The organism is Mycobacterium sp. MUNTM1 (assembly GCF_054660795.1).
Map to the genome: position 1 here is coordinate 26,949 of NZ_BAAGDE010000036.1, position 15,492 is coordinate 42,440.

A 15,492-nucleotide genomic window follows, 5' to 3' on the forward strand; every position below is an offset into this window, starting at 1 on the left:
CTTCAACCGGAAGCGACAGCGTCGAGGAGTTCGGCGGTGAAAAGGTAGCTACACAGGGTGTTCCACGTCGACCAGCAACGCCAAATCGAGGCCGGCGAGTGTTTTTCGGCGCAGGCGGCGAACGCCGCACGCAGATTATCTTTACTCAAGTCTTTCGCTCGAAAGCAAAAAACATCTCCGGCAAGCCGGCCACCAACGGAGATCGCTTCGAAATCCTGACGGTAAGCCTTCGCCGTGTGCGGGGATGGCTTACGAATCACGCAGTCAGCCAGGACGTTGAACCAGCCGGGGCAGGGGAGAGGAGCTGACTTCGATGGCGTCGTGTCCCAGGCACCCTCCCAACATGACAGCCGTTCGTTGACATCGGCAGTTATCCAGGAGCGTGTTGCCCGGTGGAGGGTGACGAGATGCTCACGCCTCCCGCGCAAGCACGTCCGATCGCGACAGCAGGCCGTCAGGCACTCACATCGCGCATCAATTGGATTGCCGCTGCATCATAGCCAGACCGGCGGCGTTTGCCGACAAGAAAAATTGGCGGCACCAAAAACTCAGTTCTGGCAGGTGATTTCGGTCCGACATCATCTGGCGTGCCTGTGCGGAGTCACCGCACACCGCGACCGCCCAGAGCATCTCGTCGGTAACTTGGTACGCCATGGCTCGCGGCAGGCCGCGACGGAAAGCAGCGCGGATCGCAGCAACCTGTTCCCGGCCAGCTCGGCGCCTAGCGCGGAGTGAAACGCTGAGCGCCGTCCAAACGCATGACCTCTCCGTTGACGTAGCCATTGCTTAGCAAAAAGACTGCAGCGTCAGCGAACTCGCTCGGTGCGCCCAGACGCTTAGGGAAGGGGATGTTGGCTGTGAACGCGGCAAGAGCGTCGTCGCCGACCGATTCCATGATTGGGGTCTTCATCGTGCCGGGGGCGATCGTGTTTACACGAATACCTGTCGAGCTGAGGTCGCGCGCAGCGGCGATGGTCAATCCGATCACCCCGGCCTTAGCGGCGGCGTAGGCGGTCTGCCCGATCTGGCCCTCATACCCGGCGATCGATGCGGTAAGCACCAGCGCGCCGCGCTCGCCGTCAGCCCGCGGCCCGGCCTTAGCGACCGAGGCGGCGACCAGCCGCGCAATGTTGTAGGTCCCGTTCAGATACAGCTCAATGGTTTTGGTGAAGCCCTCAAAAGCAGCTGGGCTGCCGTCACGCTTCACGATGCGCTCGGCGACACCAAAACCGCCGTGGGCGATGACGGCGTAGCGCAGCCGACCCAGCTCATTGGCCTGATCGATGGCCTTGGTTACCGAATCTTCGCTGGTGACATCGGTACTCACGAACACCGCACGCCCGCCCAGCTCGTCGGCGAGCGTTTTGCCCTTGTCTTCGGCAAGATCGGCGATGACCACCCCGAGGCCCTCAGCGTGCAACCGCCGTACCGTCGCCTCACCCAGGCCGCCCGCGCCACCGCTGACGATCGCCGACGCGCCATCAAACTTCTCGACTCCCACTCATTCTCCTTCTGGTTTCGACTGCAGTGGCGATCGGCGGGTTAAAAGTTGCCGATCACAAGGTCCCACGGGTCGGTTTGTTCCAGGGCCACGCGACCCAGGCGGTGCACATACCCTTGCGTGGTGCCGTATTCGGTTGCCCAGCTCTGCGCACGCATGGTGACCGACCACAGCGGGTGTTCGGCGGTCACGCCGATCGCGCCGTGCAGCTGGTGCGCAATCGTCGTGACCGGGGTGATGGCACGGCCGACCGCGACTCTGGCCACTGTCGTGGCATAGTCGGTCTGGTATGCCCCGAATCCGTAGTCGGCTGCCGCGGCGACCGCGAGCGCGGTGGCCGCCCGGGCGCGTTCGATCTCTCCGGCCATCGATGCCAGCGCGTGCTGCACAGACTGGAACTTGCTCAGCGCGCGGCCGAATTGCTCGCGTTCCCTAGTGTGTTGCACGCACATCGCCGCAGCCGCATCCAGCGTTCCGATGATCTGGACGCAACGGCACCACGAACCCCGTCGTACCAACTCCTCAGCGAGGGCCACATCGACGACGGTGAAATCGGCGGAGGGCAAATCAAAGCTCACGCGATCGCGAGGCTCCCCAGCCAAGTTGTGGCCCTCGACCAGGTCGACCCGGTCGAGATCAAGCAACCCCACCCGGGCCTCGTCGTCCGCCCGAGCCATCAGTAGCACCACGCCCGCAGCTCGTGTCCACGGCACATCGAGGGCTGTCCCGCGGACCCGTCCCTCGCCGATCTGCGCATCGGCAATCGCGACCGTTAAGGCCTCCTGGGGCAAATCAAGGCCGATCGCCGTGCCCAACCAGCCCGCCAGCAAATCGGTCTCGGCCAACGGGACGGCACCAGCGAACCGGGCGATCCCGGCCAGAACGATCGCAAGCTCGCAGGGACCCGCTTCGAGCTCGGCAGTGCTCGTCAACCGCGTCAGGCCGGTTTCATCGAGCGTGCGCCACAATTGCTCATCGAAGTGCTCGGGGATACGGCGCCGCCCCAGGCGGGCATCAAAGGCGCGCTGGCCGATGTCGACGACGAGTTCGTAAAGTTGAGCGTGCTCGTCGTCGTCTGCCGCGCGGCCGGCGAACACTCCGGCCGAAAAAATTGTCATCGCAACCCCATCCCGCGCGCTACCACGCCGCGCAGCACCTCGTTGGTGCCGCCACGCAAGGTGAACAGCGGCTTGTGCAATGTGGCCGCGGCCCTGAGGGCGGCCAACTCGGGCGTGACGGACATCCGATCGAGGACGTCGGCAAGCAGGTCGACGGACTCCTGCTCGAATCGGGTGCCTAGATCCTTGACCAGCGCCGCATGATTAGTCGCGTCCGCGCCTTGGCTCAGCGTCCGTGCCACCCACACCGAAAGCTGCCGCAACGAAATCAGCCGACCCAGCAGATCACCGATGACCCCAGCAGTGTTGTCGTCCAGCGGCCGATCGTTGCGCAGCGCACGAATCGCAGCCACGATCAAAGGCGCCGTTGAAAGGAACCGTTCGGGCCCGCTGCGTTCAAAGCTCAACTCCGCAGTGACCTGGTGCCAGCCGTTGCCGATCTCTCCCAAGACCTCGCTATCGGGTACGAAGACGTCCTCGAACATCACTTCGTTGAAGTGGTGCTCTCCGTTCATCAGCAGGATCGGTTCGATGCGGACACCCGCGGCGTCGCAGGGCACCAGGAATTGACTGAAGCCTACGTGCCGTCGGGCCGAGTCCGCCGGACTCGTGCGCGCAAGCACGACAACCTGATGTGCGCGATGGGCGCCGCTCGTCCAGACCTTGGTGCCGTTGAGCAGCCAGCCGCCATCGGTTTTGACGGCCTTGGTCTGCACCGCGGCCAAATCCGAGCCTGCGCCGTGCTCACTCATTCCGATCGCGGAATAGAACTCCCCCGCCGCGATGCGCGGCAGTAGTCGCTGTCGCTGCGACTGGCTGCCGTAGGCCAGCAATGCAGGCGCGACTTGGCGATCGGCGACCCAATGCGCCGCTACCGGGGCGCCACGGGCCAGCAGCTCCTCGGTCACGACGTAGCGATGCAGGTGGCTCTGGCCCTGGCCACCGTATTCCCCCGGGACGGTGACACCGACGAATCCAGCTGCACCCAAGCGGGCGCTGAACTGCTCATCCCATTGTCCTAGCCACGAGTCCACTGCGGGCGCCCAGCCGAACTCGGCCCGATCAGCGTCGAGGAAGTCGCGGACCGAAGCCCGAAGCTTGGCCATTTCGGGCTCGTTGGCGCGCAAGGTGTCGTACTGATTCACAGCGGGCCTACAGCGTCGGTAGTGCCGTGGACGGCAGATAGAAGTTGGGCACCAGATCCGCCTCGGCGGCGGCCAGACGATAGCCGGACATGTCACTTAATCCTTCGTCGCGAAGAATCTCCTCGTCGGTGTAGAAATTGCCGGTGCAGTCCGTGGACCGCGCGAGCAGGGCACGTATTGCATCAGCCATGATCTGCGGCTCGCGGGCTCGCGCTCGCACCCCATCCCCCATGGCAACGATCATCCCGGTGCTGGCGACCGTGGTCGCCGGCCACACGGAGTTCACCGCGACGGGAATGGACGCGAATTCGGCCGCCCACCCCAGCGTCAACAAGCTCTCGGCGTACTTGCCCGTCGTATGCCCTACATGCGCAGCCACCCACGGGGGCGCCAGATTCAGCGGCGGCGATACGTTGACGATATGGGCGTTGGCGGACTTTATCAGGTACGGCAGGGCCGCCTGTACCAGTGCAAATGGCCCTTCGACGTTGACTTCGAGCAGTCGGTGAAAAATGTTGAGAGGCAGTTCGGAAGTAGAGCGCAGGTCCAGCGCGCCGGCATTGTTCACGACGGCGTCGATCACATCGCACTGGGCTGCGACCGTTGCCACTGCGGCCTCGACGGCAGCGGGATCACGGACATCGCAGATAACCGGCAACGGGTGGCCTCCCGCATCGCGAACCGCGTCGGCCGTTTCCTGCAGGGTGCCGGGCAACTTCGGGTTGGGGGTCTCCGTCCTGGCCAGCAGCACCACCGTGGCGCCGTCTGCGGCGACCCGAACGGCGATCTCGCGGCCGATGCCCCGGCTGGCACCGGTGACCAGGATGACGCGGCCCTGAAGACTTCGAGCCTGCGAACTGCTCACTGGTGGCTCCTTTCAGCCGACATCCGGACCGATCCGCGAGAATGCTATAACTATATAGCTTATTAGTTCGGGCGAAGACAGCCGCCTCCGGCGGCCCAGGAGTAAGGCACCATGACTCAGCTCATCTCGATCGGCACCTACGCACCGCCGTGGCGCGTAGGCGACCGCCCAACCAAAGGACCTGACGAGGACGCCCTGACCATGGCGGTCGCTGCGGGTCGCGCCGCTGACCCCGACGTTTCTGCACACCGTGTTGTGCTGGTGTCTCGTGATTTTCCCCTTCTGCAGGGCGGCAACAGCGCGGTCTTGCTGGCGGCTCTCTCGCTGCCGGGTGACACGCCGGTCACCGAAGTTTTGGGCGGGGCCCCGGCGGTTTTAGACCAACTCGTGTCCGCGCCGCCGGACACACTGGTGATCGCGGCCGACGACAACGATGCAGCGGTGGGTGCAGCAGCGGTGCTCACGGGTGCAGGCGAGGTGATGTTGACTCCGGTTGGCCGACAGACACGTAGCCTTCCGCTGCAAGCTCGCGGAGCTGATGGCGGACGCCATTCCTACGCTGACCCACGACTGCAGCGCGAAGTCGGGATACGGGCCACGCTAAAGAAACTAGCGCTCGAGCAAGCGGCGTCCGTGGTGGCCGTAGGCGGCGTCGCGGCCGGGCAGCTTGGCCGCGAACTGGACACGTCAGCCGCCATCGATGATCCGCGGCCGTCGGGGTCTGCGATCATCTGCCTGATTGCCGAGGCGACCGAAAAAGGTTGCGCCGGTTTGGTGTTGGCCGTCGAGCAGTCCACGATGAGTGTCGCCCAGCTGTGCGCAAGTGGCACACCGCGCGTCATCCGCGACGAGGCGCCCGCCCAGCAACTGCCGACCACCCGGGTCGCCGAGGGCGTGGGCATCCCGATCTCTATGCCGGCCTACAGTCGCGCGTTCGAGCCGAAAATACGCTGGGAAGCCGCCGTTTTCGAGGAGCGTGCCGGCATCGACGCCGCGCCCCAATTCCCACCCCGGCTTCGCGTCGATGATGACGGTCGACTGGCCACCGACTACCGGATGCAGCCGCTGCCGCGCACGGGCACCGTGTACACGCACACCACGATCCGGATACCGGTCCCAGGCTTGCCCAGCCCCTACTCGTTGGCCCTGGTCCAGTTAGACGGCAGCCCAGTGCGAGTCCTGATGAAGGTCACCGGCGTGCCCGCCGGGGAGACCACGATCGGACAAGCCGGATCAGTGGTGCTGCGCCGGATCGCTACTCGGGCGGGCATACCAGACTACGGGTACGCCTTTTGGCCGGGCCGCGTCGAACAAGGAGCTAAGGCATGAGAAACGTCGCAATCGTCGGGGCGGGCATGACACCCTTTGCCGAGCACTTCGAACTGGGCATCAAAGACCTGCTTCCGATGGCCTACGCCGAAACGGTCGCGCGGGTGGACAAAGGGATCGCGAAGTCTGACATCGAGGCCGCCTGGTTCGGCGAGCTGTCCACCACCGACGGATTCCCTTCGGGAATACTGGCCGACACCCTCGACCTCACCGATATCCCCGTGACACGCGTCGAAAACGCCTGCGCGACGGGAAACGACGCCATCCGCAACGGCGTGCTGGCCATCGCCTCGGGGCTGTATGACGTCGTGCTCGTCGCCGGCGCCGACAAGGTTCGAGAGACCGCCTCCAACACCACCTTCTGGGACTGGGCTGCCATGACCCGCGACAACGCCTGGGACTATCCCCTCGGGCTGGTAGCGCCAGCTAACTTCGCCTTACACGTCAACCGCTATCTGCACGAGTCCCCGGCCACCAAGGAACACATGGCCATGGTCGCGGTCAAAAATCACTTTCACGCGTTGAAGAACCCCAAAGCTCAACTGCGCTACGAGATCACCGTCGAAAAGGCGTTGGCCGCTCCCATCGTCGTGGAACCCTTCGGCCTGTATGACTGCACGCCGCAAAGCGACGGCGCCGCCGCCGTGATCTTGGCGTCCGAGGATGTCGTAGCCCGCTACACTGACCGCCCGGTCTGGGTCCGTGGTGTGGGCCTTGGAATGGATCGTGTAATGCATCAGCACAAGTCGGACATGACGACATTTCCGCCCACGGTGCGCGCCGCCAAGTCGGCGATGAAAATGGCAGGCATAACTCCCAGCGACGTCGACGTCGCCGAGGTGCACGACTGCTTTACCGGTGTGGAGCTGATCAGCTACGAGGATCTGGGCTTCGCCGACCGCTTTGAAGCCTACAAAGTGGTGGAAGCACGGGACAATTACGTGGGAGGTTCCATTCCGATCAACCCCAGCGGCGGCCTCAAAGCCAAGGGACACCCGCCAGGCGCCACCGGCGTCGCGCAGTGCTACGAGCTGTTCAATCAGCTGCGAGGAGACGCCGAAAACCAAGTCGACGGTGCCCGGATCGCCTTGGCGCACAACATCGGTGGCCCGACCGCCGTTTCCGCGGTGACCATACTTTCCAGCGACAAGAACTAGGAGCCCGCATGACCACCTCGGAGATCGCCACCCTGCCCGGTTACGAAAAGTTCGCACCCGCACTGCTGGTAGAAAAGCGCGGCAACGTCCACGTCGTGAGCATCAACCGGCCCGAAGCCTTCAACGCCGTCAACGAAGACATGCACCACGCATTCGCGACGATCTGGCGGACACTGAACAAAGACGACGATGTTCGTGTCGTCGTGACGACGGGCGTGGGTAAGGCCTTCTCTGCCGGCGGCGACATGGTCATGTTCGGCCGGCTGATCGAGGACGCGGTCGCACGCCAGGTCCAGATCGCCGAGGCGCGAACGGTTTTCCTGGAGGTGATCAATTTTCCCAAGCCGCTGGTGTCGGCGGTCAATGGCCCGGCGGTCGGTTTAGGTTGTTCCATCGCCTTGCTCAGCGACTTTCTGGTGATGGGGGAAAGCAGCTATCTGTCAGATCCGCACGTCGCCGTTGGGCTGGTGGCCGGCGACGGGGGAGCAGCGATGCTGCCCTTGCTGATCGGCATGATGAAGGCCAAGGAATACGTCTTGCTTGGTGACCGGATCACGCCGGCCATCGCCGAAAAACTCAATCTGGTCACCAAGGTCGCCGGCGACGACGCGGTCCTCGACGAGGCACTCGCACTCGGCGAACGGCTGGCCGCACTGCCACCGCAGGCCCTTCGCGCCAGCAAAGTGGCGCTGAACATGCACCTTTCGCGTGCCGCCCAGGGAATACTCGAGTACGCCCTCGCTGAAGAATTCACCTCGTTCTCCACACCAGAGTTTAATGAACGGGTAGTGGCATTTAGGACACGTACGCAAAATAAGCCTCAGCGGTAAGCGGTGACGCGCGCAGTAAGCGACGTTTTGCCGTCATCGCCTACCGCACGGGCGTCGCAAACGGCGCTACCGCGGCCGAGGCGAACTGGCGACCCTTCATAGCGCGAAGCGGCGCCGGACAAAAATGGCCGCAAGAAATTCACCCGCAACGACGAAGTCCACATCGGAATCCCCGGTCGGTGCATCGCCGCCGATGCCACCAGTTCTAAGGCGGCCGAAGCCACACCGCCGTTGACCACACCGATCGCGTTGTCGAGAAACGCATCACGACGCTGTCGCAGAACCCGCATCTGATCCGATCGGGCAACAGGTTCGACGGCCATTAAATCGGCCAAGCCGGTTCGCTCAGTCTTGGTCAGGTCGTCTCGAAGCTCTGCGAGAACCACATTGTCAGGCGGAATGAAGTAAGAGCGTACCGTGGCGCTGCCGATCACGGCCTGTCCACACCGTAGCTCGCATAGCGACAGTGACGTGCTGCTGCGCGGACCCAGCGTCTTCGCAACGGCCAGCACGGGGGGCGCCTCCGGAGCGGTGGCACGCTCGCTGGCATCAGGGCTCAGCTCGATCGCCAATTCGCTCGACACCGTCCACTCGTGGGCTTCGTGCCAGAAATGATTGACCAGACCGCCTACCGCGTCGACGAGGATCGCCAGCGGTCCCATAGCAGGCAGGTCGGTGAACGGGTTGGTCAAATCCCGCAGCGACATCGACATCTGTGCTGTGCGTTTGCCGGTGTTGATCTCGATTACGTCGATATCGAAGCGGCGCAGAATATGGCCCGGTGTCTCAATGCCGTAGTCCGAGCGCGTCGCTGATTCAGTCATTCGAGCAAATCGACGACGGTGGACAGCTCACTACCGGACAGCACGAATTCCTCGGCCTTCTGCAGGTGGCGCCGCCACAGTTCGCCGGCCTTTTCCGCTTCTCCGGCTTTGATCATGTCCAACACCATCCGGTGAGTCTTAGCCGAGCGGCGCATGGCTTGCGCCGCGCGAGTGTCGTCGGTGGGTTGCATTGACCGATTCGCCTTCTCGACGATGTGGTGCAGCATGTCCGAAACAATCTGCAGCGTCTTATTGCCGGAAAGCCGAGCTATCGCGGCATGGAAGTCAGTCAATTGATCCACCGCGTCACCGCCAGGCTTCAATTGCGCCTCACGATCAACGATCTCTTCCAGCGCCGCGATCACTTTCGCATTGCGGTCTTTGGCCATCTGGATGACCATCGGTGTTTCCAGGGCGTTGCGGGCGTCATAAACGTCTTTGAGCGTCACGCCTTCGTACTCGAGGATCAATCCTGCGTAGCGGGCAAGCGTCGCCCGCTGCGGCCGGGTAACCTTGGCGCCGCCGCGAACGCCGCGCTGGACGACGATCAGCGATTCGGACTCCAAAACACGAAATGCCTCGCGCAAAGTGGGCCGCGAAACACCGAAGCGCTCCATTAGCTCCGACTCGGGCGGGAGCATCGTTCCTTCTTCGATCTCGCCACGGATGAACATGCGGCGAAGCACAGTTGCGACCCGGTCGGCCATCTTGGGCTCGCGAAGGTTGATCACCTGCATGTCATACTCCACCCGCTCAGTAACCGCTAAATGTTAGAAGATTAACGGATTCCCGACAGAAAGCGGATCATGGGGCGCCGATGGGTGAGCAAGGTCATGCTCAGTAACCCATCGCTCGACCCATCAGATCCTTCATGATCTCGGTGGTGCCGGCATAGAGTCGTTGCACCCGCGAGTCGCGCCACAGGCGCGCCACCTCGTACTCGTTGATGTAGCCGTACCCGCCATGAAGCTGCAGGCAGCGATCGATGATTTCCCACTGTACCTCCGAAGTCCACCACTTGAGCCCTGCCGCATCCGCGTCAGACAGCGTGCCGTCGTTGACCGACAGGACACACTGGTCAAGGTAGGTCTGGGCAGCATCGAGCTTCACCTGCATCTCGGCGATGAAGTGCCGATTGACCTGAAACGTCCCGATCGGTTGCCCAAAAGCCGTGCGCTCCAACGCGTACGCCTTGGTCAATTCCAAGGCACGCCGGGCAGCCGGCAGCGCATAGCAGGCCACCCCGACGCGCTCGTAGGGCAGGTTGGACACCAAGTGATAGAAGCCCCGATTGAGCTCTCCTACGAGGTTTTCCTTGGGAACCTTGACGTCGTCGAAGAACAACTCGGCCGTATCGGCTGAGTGCTGCCCGATCTTGTCCAGCTTGCGACCGTGGGTGAAGCCCTCCATGCCGTCTTCGATCATCAGCAGGCTGATGCCCTTGCGGCCGGCGGAGGGATCGGTCTTCACCGCGGTGAGCACCAGCTTGGACAACAAGCCGTTGCTGATGAACGTCTTCTGGCCGTTCACCACCCAGTGATCACCCCCATCGTGGGCGGTGGTCTTGATTCCGGCCAGATCAGACCCTGCCGCCGGCTCAGACATCGCGATAGACCCGATGTATTCGCCGGTGACGAACTTGGGCAGCCAGCGCTGCTTTTGCTCCTCAGTGGTCAGCTTGTTGAGATAGGGCATCAGGATGTCGTTTTGGACACCCAGACCGATACCGACCGACCCCGACATGAACATCTCCTCGGAGATGATCTGGTTGAACCTGAAGTCTTTAATGCCCAAACCGCCGTATTTCTCGTCGAACTCCCACCCGATCAGGCCGTGTTCACCCGCAGCCAGCCACGCCTCACGGCTGACCTTGCCGTCGCGCTCCCACTTCTCCACGTTCGGGACACACTCCCGCTCAAAGAAGGCGCGCGCAGTTGCCCGGAAATCGTCGTGGACGGATTTGAAAATATTGCGCCGCATAATTCCTCAGTTCGCGTTGATGATCGCGGGAAGTGCCTTGCCGGGCGCGTAGGCATCGAAAAGCTGCTCGGCAAGTAAGGATTCCAGCTGCTGGTAGGAGCCGCACAGAGCATCTGCCTGAAAGCCGCGCGCAACATAACGATGCAGATCGTGTTCGGCGGTCAAGCCGACGGCGCCACAGGCCTGAAGAACCGCGTCGGTGACCGCACGGTGCGCCCGGCCGGCGGCGATCTTGGCAACCTGGGCCGCTAACGCTCCGCCGCACCGCCAGGCGTGATTGAGCAGTGCCCGCGCGCCCTCGAGTGTGGCGGCCGAATCCGCCAGAGCATGGCGTGGGGCCTGCAGCGACCCGATCGGCGAGCCGAATTGGACACGCACACTGGTGTGTTCGACGGCGATGCGCAACGCCTGATCGGCGAGCGCAACCAACTCCGTGGCCAGCCCACGATGACCCGCCGCGAGGGCTCGCGCCCACTCCGTCGAGGCGTCGATCGGCTCTGTTGCCCACGTGCCCTTGACAGCGGTCCACACGACGGATCGGTCAAAGGTGTCGAGTCGCTCGCCGTGCAAAGTGTCGGCATCGACCACGGCAACGGCGACCGTTCCCATTGCGCCCGAGCAGGGCACCAGCAGACGACCGCGCAGCGGACCTAGCACAAGTCCATGTACTCGGCCGTCGCTGGAACTGGGCACCCAGCCAGACGACAGCCAGGGAAGCACGATGCCGTCAACCTGTCCATCGAATAGCGCACGCAGTTCGGCCAGCATCAGCCGGTCCAGGGCGTCGGTCCGCGCCAAAGAACGGCCCTGCGCGCGGCACAACAGCTCACCGGCCTCCGCCGAGTATTCGGCCTCAATCTCAGCCCACCCCAGATCGGCCAGACGAGGACCGAGGCAAACGTGCTCGTCCTTGGCTGCCGCCTCGTCGAACAGCCGAAAAACTGCTTCCTCGACCATCGGCCACGATTCGTCGGTCACTACGCGCGCCTTTCCTTCGGCAACCCCAGAATGTGGTCGGCGATGATCCCGCGTTGAACCTCGGCTGTGCCGCCCATGATCGTGGCGGCACGCGAAAACCACCACTCGGCCCGGGCGGTGTCGAGTTCGGCGTCGCCACCCAACCCCGCCGTCATGCGGTCACGCGCCACGTCGAAGATCAGATCGTTGACCTCCTGTTCGGCCCTGCTGAACAGCAACTTGTCAACACTGCTGTCCGGGCCCACCGAGCAGCCCTCGGCGAGTTTGCGCACCGTCGTGGCCGCCCGGGCCTGCGCTGCGACCACATCGACGTAAACGCGGGCGAAACGCTCGCGCTGCGCGGCGGTGGCAGCCCCGTTGACCATGTATTCGCGAAGTCGTGCCAACTCCGTCAAAACCTTGTTCAACACGGCGTAGCCGTACATGCCGCGCTCGTACTGCATGAGGAACATCGTGACGGCCCACCCGCTGCCGACGTCACCGACCAGCCGCTCGCGGGGGACCCGCACGTCGTCAAAAAACACTTCGGCCAATTCCCGCCGCCCACTGGCCAGCGCGATCGGTCGGATTGTGACGCCGGGTGCGTCGGTGTCGACCAGCGTCATGGTCAGACCACGGTGCCTGCTATCGGGTGATCCCGTGCGCACCAGCACCATCAGGCGCTTGGCCGTCGCTCCCTGGCTAGTCCAGATCTTTTGACCGTTGACGACGAATCCGCCCGCGCCATCTTCGGCTGCCCGGGTCCTCAACGAGGCCAAATCGCTGCCCGACTCCGGCTCGGAGAAACCCTGCCCCCACCACTCGGAGCCGTCGAGATAACGAGGCAGGTACTCAGTTGCCAGGTGCGGTGCGAACTTCTGCATCGCCGCGCCCATCACCTCAAGCGTCCACGCCTGAGCGGGGATGGGTAGCATCGCGAAGGCCATCTCCTCGTAAAGCACGGCCCGGTGGATCTCGTTGCCACCTAGACCTCCGACGGCTTGCGGCCACCCATAGCGGTTCCAGCCGTCCTTATGCAGGCGCGCCATCACTTCGGCGTCGCGCTGCAGCCCCTCCTCGGCGGAGCGGAATGAGCCCGACCTCCACTCCTTGGCGCAATCCAGCGTGCCCAAATATCCGCGAAGATCCTGCCGATACCGTGCAACGTGTGACAAGTAGTCGCCTGAGCGGCCCACGCTGGCGACATCATCGACTGAGACCGTCACGGCGCCACCTCCTCATCGTCTCGACCTGGCAAGGTTGGGGTCGAATTAGATAAACAATTATCTATAATGGGTACACTAGGTCACGCTCCGAGTCCAGCGAGAGGATGGGTCAATGACGGCGTCGTCGGTCGCTGCCACCGTTGTGAACTTCAACCCCGAAAGCCGGCTGTATATCGGCGGTACGCTGCGCGAATCTTCGACAGGAAAAGTCGCCGACAACATCAATCCGGCCACTGAGGAAGTGCTGGGCGACTGCACCGACGCCAGCGCTGATGACATGGCGGAGGCCGTCGCGGCTGCCCGCCGCGCATTCGACACCACGGACTGGTCGACCAATCACGAGTTCCGTCAGCACTGTCTGCTCCAGCTGCACCGGGCGCTGCAGGACGAGAAAGAAGACATTAGGGCCGAGTTGGTCGCCGAAGTCGGCGCACCGGTGTCGGCCACTCATATAGCCCAGCTGGAGTGGCCACTGGCCGATGCAATCCGCTGGCCGGCTCACTACATTTCGGAGTTCGCATGGGAGCATGCACTTCCCGACGCTGCCCTGATGGGCGCGCCCTATCACCGTCAGGTGGTCAAAGAGCCGATGGGCGTCGTCGGCGCCATCACGCCGTGGAACTTCCCTTTCGAAATCATCAGCAACAAGATCGGCCAGATCCTTGCCACCGGCAACACCATGGTGCTCAAGCCCGCGATCGAGACGCCGTGGAGTGCGCTGCGCTGGGGCCGGATCATCGCCGAAAAGACCGACATCCCCCCGGGCGTCATCAACATCGTGCCCACCTCCGACAACGACATTGCGCAACTGCTGGTCACCGATCCACACGTGGATATGGTGTCTTTCACCGGATCCACCGCGGTGGGCAAGCTCATTCAACGCCTGTCTGCCGACACCATGAAGCGCAACCTGCTCGAACTGGGCGGGAAGTCGGCATACATGGTGCTCGATGACGCCGACATGGACGCGGCGCTACCCGGTTGCATCGGGGCATTGATTCACTCCGGTCAAGGGTGCGCGTTGACGACCCGCATGCTGGTGCCGCGCCAGTTCTACGACCAAGCGGTCGAGGTCGCCACCGCCACTTTTGGCGCCATCGGCGTCGGCGATCCCAGCGACCCGGTCAACTTCTGCGGGCCGTTGGTGTCGGCCAAGCAGCGCGATCGAGTGCTCGACTACATCGACATCGGTAAGCGACAAGGTGCGCGCGTCACCGTCGGCGGCGCCAAGCCAGACGGGCTCGACCGCGGATATTACGTCGCACCGACGGTTTTCGCCGACGTCGCACCCGAACACCGCATCTTCCAGGAGGAGATTTTCGGGCCCGTGCTTTCGATCACGCCCTACGACGGAGGAGACGACGGTCTGGTTGCCATGGCCAACAATTCCCTCTACGGATTGTCGGGCACGGTGATGGGTTCCAATGAACGCGCGATGGCGGTGGCACGCCGGGTCCGAACCGGGACGGTCAATGTCAACGGCGCGCTGTTCTACGGCAGCGACGCGCCGTTCGGGGGCTATCGCATGAGTGGACTCGGCCGGCAGAACGGCCACGAGGGCTTCGAACAGCACCTGCAGACCAAGACAATCGGATACCCGATCGCATGACCGACATCCTCAACGGAATCCGCGTCGTCGAGCTTGCCGCGTGGAGCTTCGTTCCCTCCGCGGGGGCGGTGCTTGCCGACTGGGGCGCCGACGTCATCAAGGTTGAGCATCCCGAGACCGGTGACCCCCAGCGCGGGCTGATTAACTCCGGTGTGGTCGCCGCCGCCCGCGGCGTCAACCACTTCATCGAACAGCCCAATCGGGGCAAGCGCAGCGTCGGACTCGACACCAGAAACCCCGAGGGCCTCGAGCTGCTGATGAAGCTCATTGAGACCGCCGACGTTTTCATCACTAATCTGTTGCCCGGATCGCGCAAGCGGATGGGCATCGACGTCGAGCAGGTACGCGCGCGCAACCCCAAGATCGTCTACGCCCGCGGGCACGGATACGGCGCCAAGGGTGATCTCGCCGAGCAGGGCGGCTTCGACCTGGCGGCCTACTGGGCTCGCGGCGGCGTCGGCGAGGGTTACGCAGCCGGCGACGGATCCTATCCGCCGGTGCAGCGGCCCGCGTTCGGCGACGTCTACGGCGGATTCGCCATCGCTGCAGGCATTGTGGGCGCGTTGTTCAAAAGAGAACGCACCGGGGCACCCTCCGTGGTGGACGTCTCGCTGCTCAGTGCCGCGATCTGGCAACTCGGGCCCGACATCGTCGGCGCCGGGGTGACCGGACAAGACATCCCGAAATTTCACCTGGCCGAGATGCCCAACCCCGTGGCCAGCATCTATCAAACCCAGGACGGCCGTCACATCGCGTTCGTCCTGTTGCAGGCCGATCGCTTTTGGGCGCAGTTCTGCACTCGGCTCGGGCGTGCCGATCTCATCGACCACGAGCGCTTCGCCACCGCGGCGGGCCGGGTAGTAAAACCCGGCCCCAGAGGTTGGGGACAACCGCAAACAATATGGGCCCCCCACGTTGGGCCACGGGGGGGGGGCATGAGAAGGGTTGGCG

15 protein-coding genes are annotated in these 15,492 nt (G+C 63.7%); 5 read left to right on the top strand and 10 right to left on the bottom strand.

The features are described from left to right. Positions 1–2: 2 nt before the first annotated feature. The 5 genes from ACYQ8K_RS19565 to ACYQ8K_RS19585 all read right to left on the bottom strand — a co-directional run bounded on the left by ACYQ8K_RS19565 (position 3) and on the right by ACYQ8K_RS19585 (position 4,629). On the bottom strand, positions 3–260 hold the full coding sequence (locus tag ACYQ8K_RS19565; protein WP_459971542.1) for a hypothetical protein: 258 nt from the start codon (positions 258–260) through the stop codon (positions 3–5). Positions 261–721: 461 nt separating this feature from the next. Further along, entirely contained in the window at positions 722–1,501 is a 780-nt protein-coding gene (locus ACYQ8K_RS19570; RefSeq protein ID WP_459971543.1) for an SDR family oxidoreductase, read from the bottom strand. A gap of 41 nt (positions 1,502–1,542) precedes the next feature. Then, positions 1,543–2,619, bottom strand: coding sequence for an acyl-CoA dehydrogenase family protein (locus ACYQ8K_RS19575; RefSeq protein WP_459971545.1), 1,077 nt, complete (start codon positions 2,617–2,619; stop codon positions 1,543–1,545). After that, the gene (locus ACYQ8K_RS19580) at positions 2,616–3,764 is read right to left on the bottom strand and encodes an acyl-CoA dehydrogenase family protein (RefSeq protein ID WP_459971549.1); all 1,149 of its coding nucleotides are present in this window, start codon (positions 3,762–3,764) and stop codon (positions 2,616–2,618) included. The genes ACYQ8K_RS19575 and ACYQ8K_RS19580 overlap by 4 nt, the downstream gene beginning before the upstream one ends. Before the next feature lie 7 nt (positions 3,765–3,771). After that, positions 3,772–4,629 carry an SDR family oxidoreductase gene (locus ACYQ8K_RS19585; protein WP_459971551.1) on the bottom strand — a complete coding sequence of 286 codons (858 nt, stop codon included), beginning with the start codon at positions 4,627–4,629 and terminating at the stop codon, positions 3,772–3,774. Positions 4,630–4,740: 111 nt separating this feature from the next. Between ACYQ8K_RS19585 and ACYQ8K_RS19590 the strand changes: the two genes are divergently transcribed. Genes ACYQ8K_RS19590 through ACYQ8K_RS19600 form a run of 3 tightly spaced genes read left to right on the top strand, consistent with a single transcriptional unit; the run spans position 4,741 to position 7,945 of the window. After that, positions 4,741–5,958 (top strand): Zn-ribbon domain-containing OB-fold protein, encoded by a 1,218-nt coding sequence (locus ACYQ8K_RS19590; protein WP_459971553.1) that lies wholly within the window; start codon positions 4,741–4,743, stop codon positions 5,956–5,958. Next, positions 5,955–7,115, top strand: a complete 1,161-nt coding sequence (locus ACYQ8K_RS19595) for a thiolase C-terminal domain-containing protein (protein ID WP_459971555.1) — start codon at positions 5,955–5,957, stop codon at positions 7,113–7,115. The genes ACYQ8K_RS19590 and ACYQ8K_RS19595 overlap by 4 nt, the downstream gene beginning before the upstream one ends. A gap of 8 nt (positions 7,116–7,123) precedes the next feature. Continuing rightward, positions 7,124–7,945 carry an enoyl-CoA hydratase-related protein gene (locus ACYQ8K_RS19600; protein ID WP_459971556.1) on the top strand — a complete coding sequence of 274 codons (822 nt, stop codon included), beginning with the start codon at positions 7,124–7,126 and terminating at the stop codon, positions 7,943–7,945. Here ACYQ8K_RS19600 and ACYQ8K_RS19605 read toward each other — a convergent pair. The 5 genes from ACYQ8K_RS19605 to ACYQ8K_RS19625 form a co-directional block, all read right to left on the bottom strand. Then, positions 7,936–8,769, bottom strand: coding sequence for a PaaI family thioesterase (locus ACYQ8K_RS19605; protein ID WP_459971558.1), 834 nt, complete (start codon positions 8,767–8,769; stop codon positions 7,936–7,938). The genes ACYQ8K_RS19600 and ACYQ8K_RS19605 overlap by 10 nt on opposite strands. Next, positions 8,766–9,506, bottom strand: coding sequence for a FadR/GntR family transcriptional regulator (locus tag ACYQ8K_RS19610; RefSeq protein WP_459971560.1), 741 nt, complete (start codon positions 9,504–9,506; stop codon positions 8,766–8,768). Before ACYQ8K_RS19610 ends, ACYQ8K_RS19605 begins: the two co-directional genes overlap by 4 nt. Before the next feature lie 100 nt (positions 9,507–9,606). Further along, on the bottom strand, positions 9,607–10,749 hold the full coding sequence (locus tag ACYQ8K_RS19615; protein ID WP_459971562.1) for an acyl-CoA dehydrogenase family protein: 1,143 nt from the start codon (positions 10,747–10,749) through the stop codon (positions 9,607–9,609). Between the two features lie 6 nt (positions 10,750–10,755). Continuing rightward, positions 10,756–11,706 (bottom strand): acyl-CoA dehydrogenase family protein, encoded by a 951-nt coding sequence (locus tag ACYQ8K_RS19620; protein ID WP_459971606.1) that lies wholly within the window; start codon positions 11,704–11,706, stop codon positions 10,756–10,758. A 20-nt stretch (positions 11,707–11,726) separates the two neighbouring features. Further along, the gene (locus tag ACYQ8K_RS19625) at positions 11,727–12,932 is read right to left on the bottom strand and encodes an acyl-CoA dehydrogenase family protein (RefSeq protein WP_459971564.1); all 1,206 of its coding nucleotides are present in this window, start codon (positions 12,930–12,932) and stop codon (positions 11,727–11,729) included. Positions 12,933–13,044: 112 nt separating this feature from the next. Between ACYQ8K_RS19625 and ACYQ8K_RS19630 the strand changes: the two genes are divergently transcribed. Together ACYQ8K_RS19630 and ACYQ8K_RS19635 are read left to right on the top strand one after the other, a co-directional pair. Next, on the top strand, positions 13,045–14,541 hold the full coding sequence (locus ACYQ8K_RS19630) for an aldehyde dehydrogenase family protein (protein ID WP_459971566.1): 1,497 nt from the start codon (positions 13,045–13,047) through the stop codon (positions 14,539–14,541). Next, the coding region (locus ACYQ8K_RS19635) for a CaiB/BaiF CoA transferase family protein (RefSeq protein ID WP_459971568.1) at positions 14,538–15,492 on the top strand (955 nt) is incomplete at its 3' end. The genes ACYQ8K_RS19630 and ACYQ8K_RS19635, both read left to right, overlap by 4 nt.

Coding starts and splice junctions, on each gene's coding strand:
- ACYQ8K_RS19575 (WP_459971545.1), bottom strand. CDS start 2,619: ATGACAATTTTTTCGGCCGGAGTGTTCGCCGGCCGCGCGGCAGACGAC.
- ACYQ8K_RS19590 (WP_459971553.1), top strand. CDS start 4,741: ATGACTCAGCTCATCTCGATCGGCACCTACGCACCGCCGTGGCGCGTA.
- ACYQ8K_RS19595 (WP_459971555.1), top strand. CDS start 5,955: ATGAGAAACGTCGCAATCGTCGGGGCGGGCATGACACCCTTTGCCGAG.
- ACYQ8K_RS19600 (WP_459971556.1), top strand. CDS start 7,124: ATGACCACCTCGGAGATCGCCACCCTGCCCGGTTACGAAAAGTTCGCA.
- ACYQ8K_RS19605 (WP_459971558.1), bottom strand. CDS start 8,769: ATGACTGAATCAGCGACGCGCTCGGACTACGGCATTGAGACACCGGGC.
- ACYQ8K_RS19610 (WP_459971560.1), bottom strand. CDS start 9,506: ATGCAGGTGATCAACCTTCGCGAGCCCAAGATGGCCGACCGGGTCGCA.
- ACYQ8K_RS19615 (WP_459971562.1), bottom strand. CDS start 10,749: ATGCGGCGCAATATTTTCAAATCCGTCCACGACGATTTCCGGGCAACT.
- ACYQ8K_RS19620 (WP_459971606.1), bottom strand. CDS start 11,706: ATGGTCGAGGAAGCAGTTTTTCGGCTGTTCGACGAGGCGGCAGCCAAG.
- ACYQ8K_RS19630 (WP_459971566.1), top strand. CDS start 13,045: ATGACGGCGTCGTCGGTCGCTGCCACCGTTGTGAACTTCAACCCCGAA.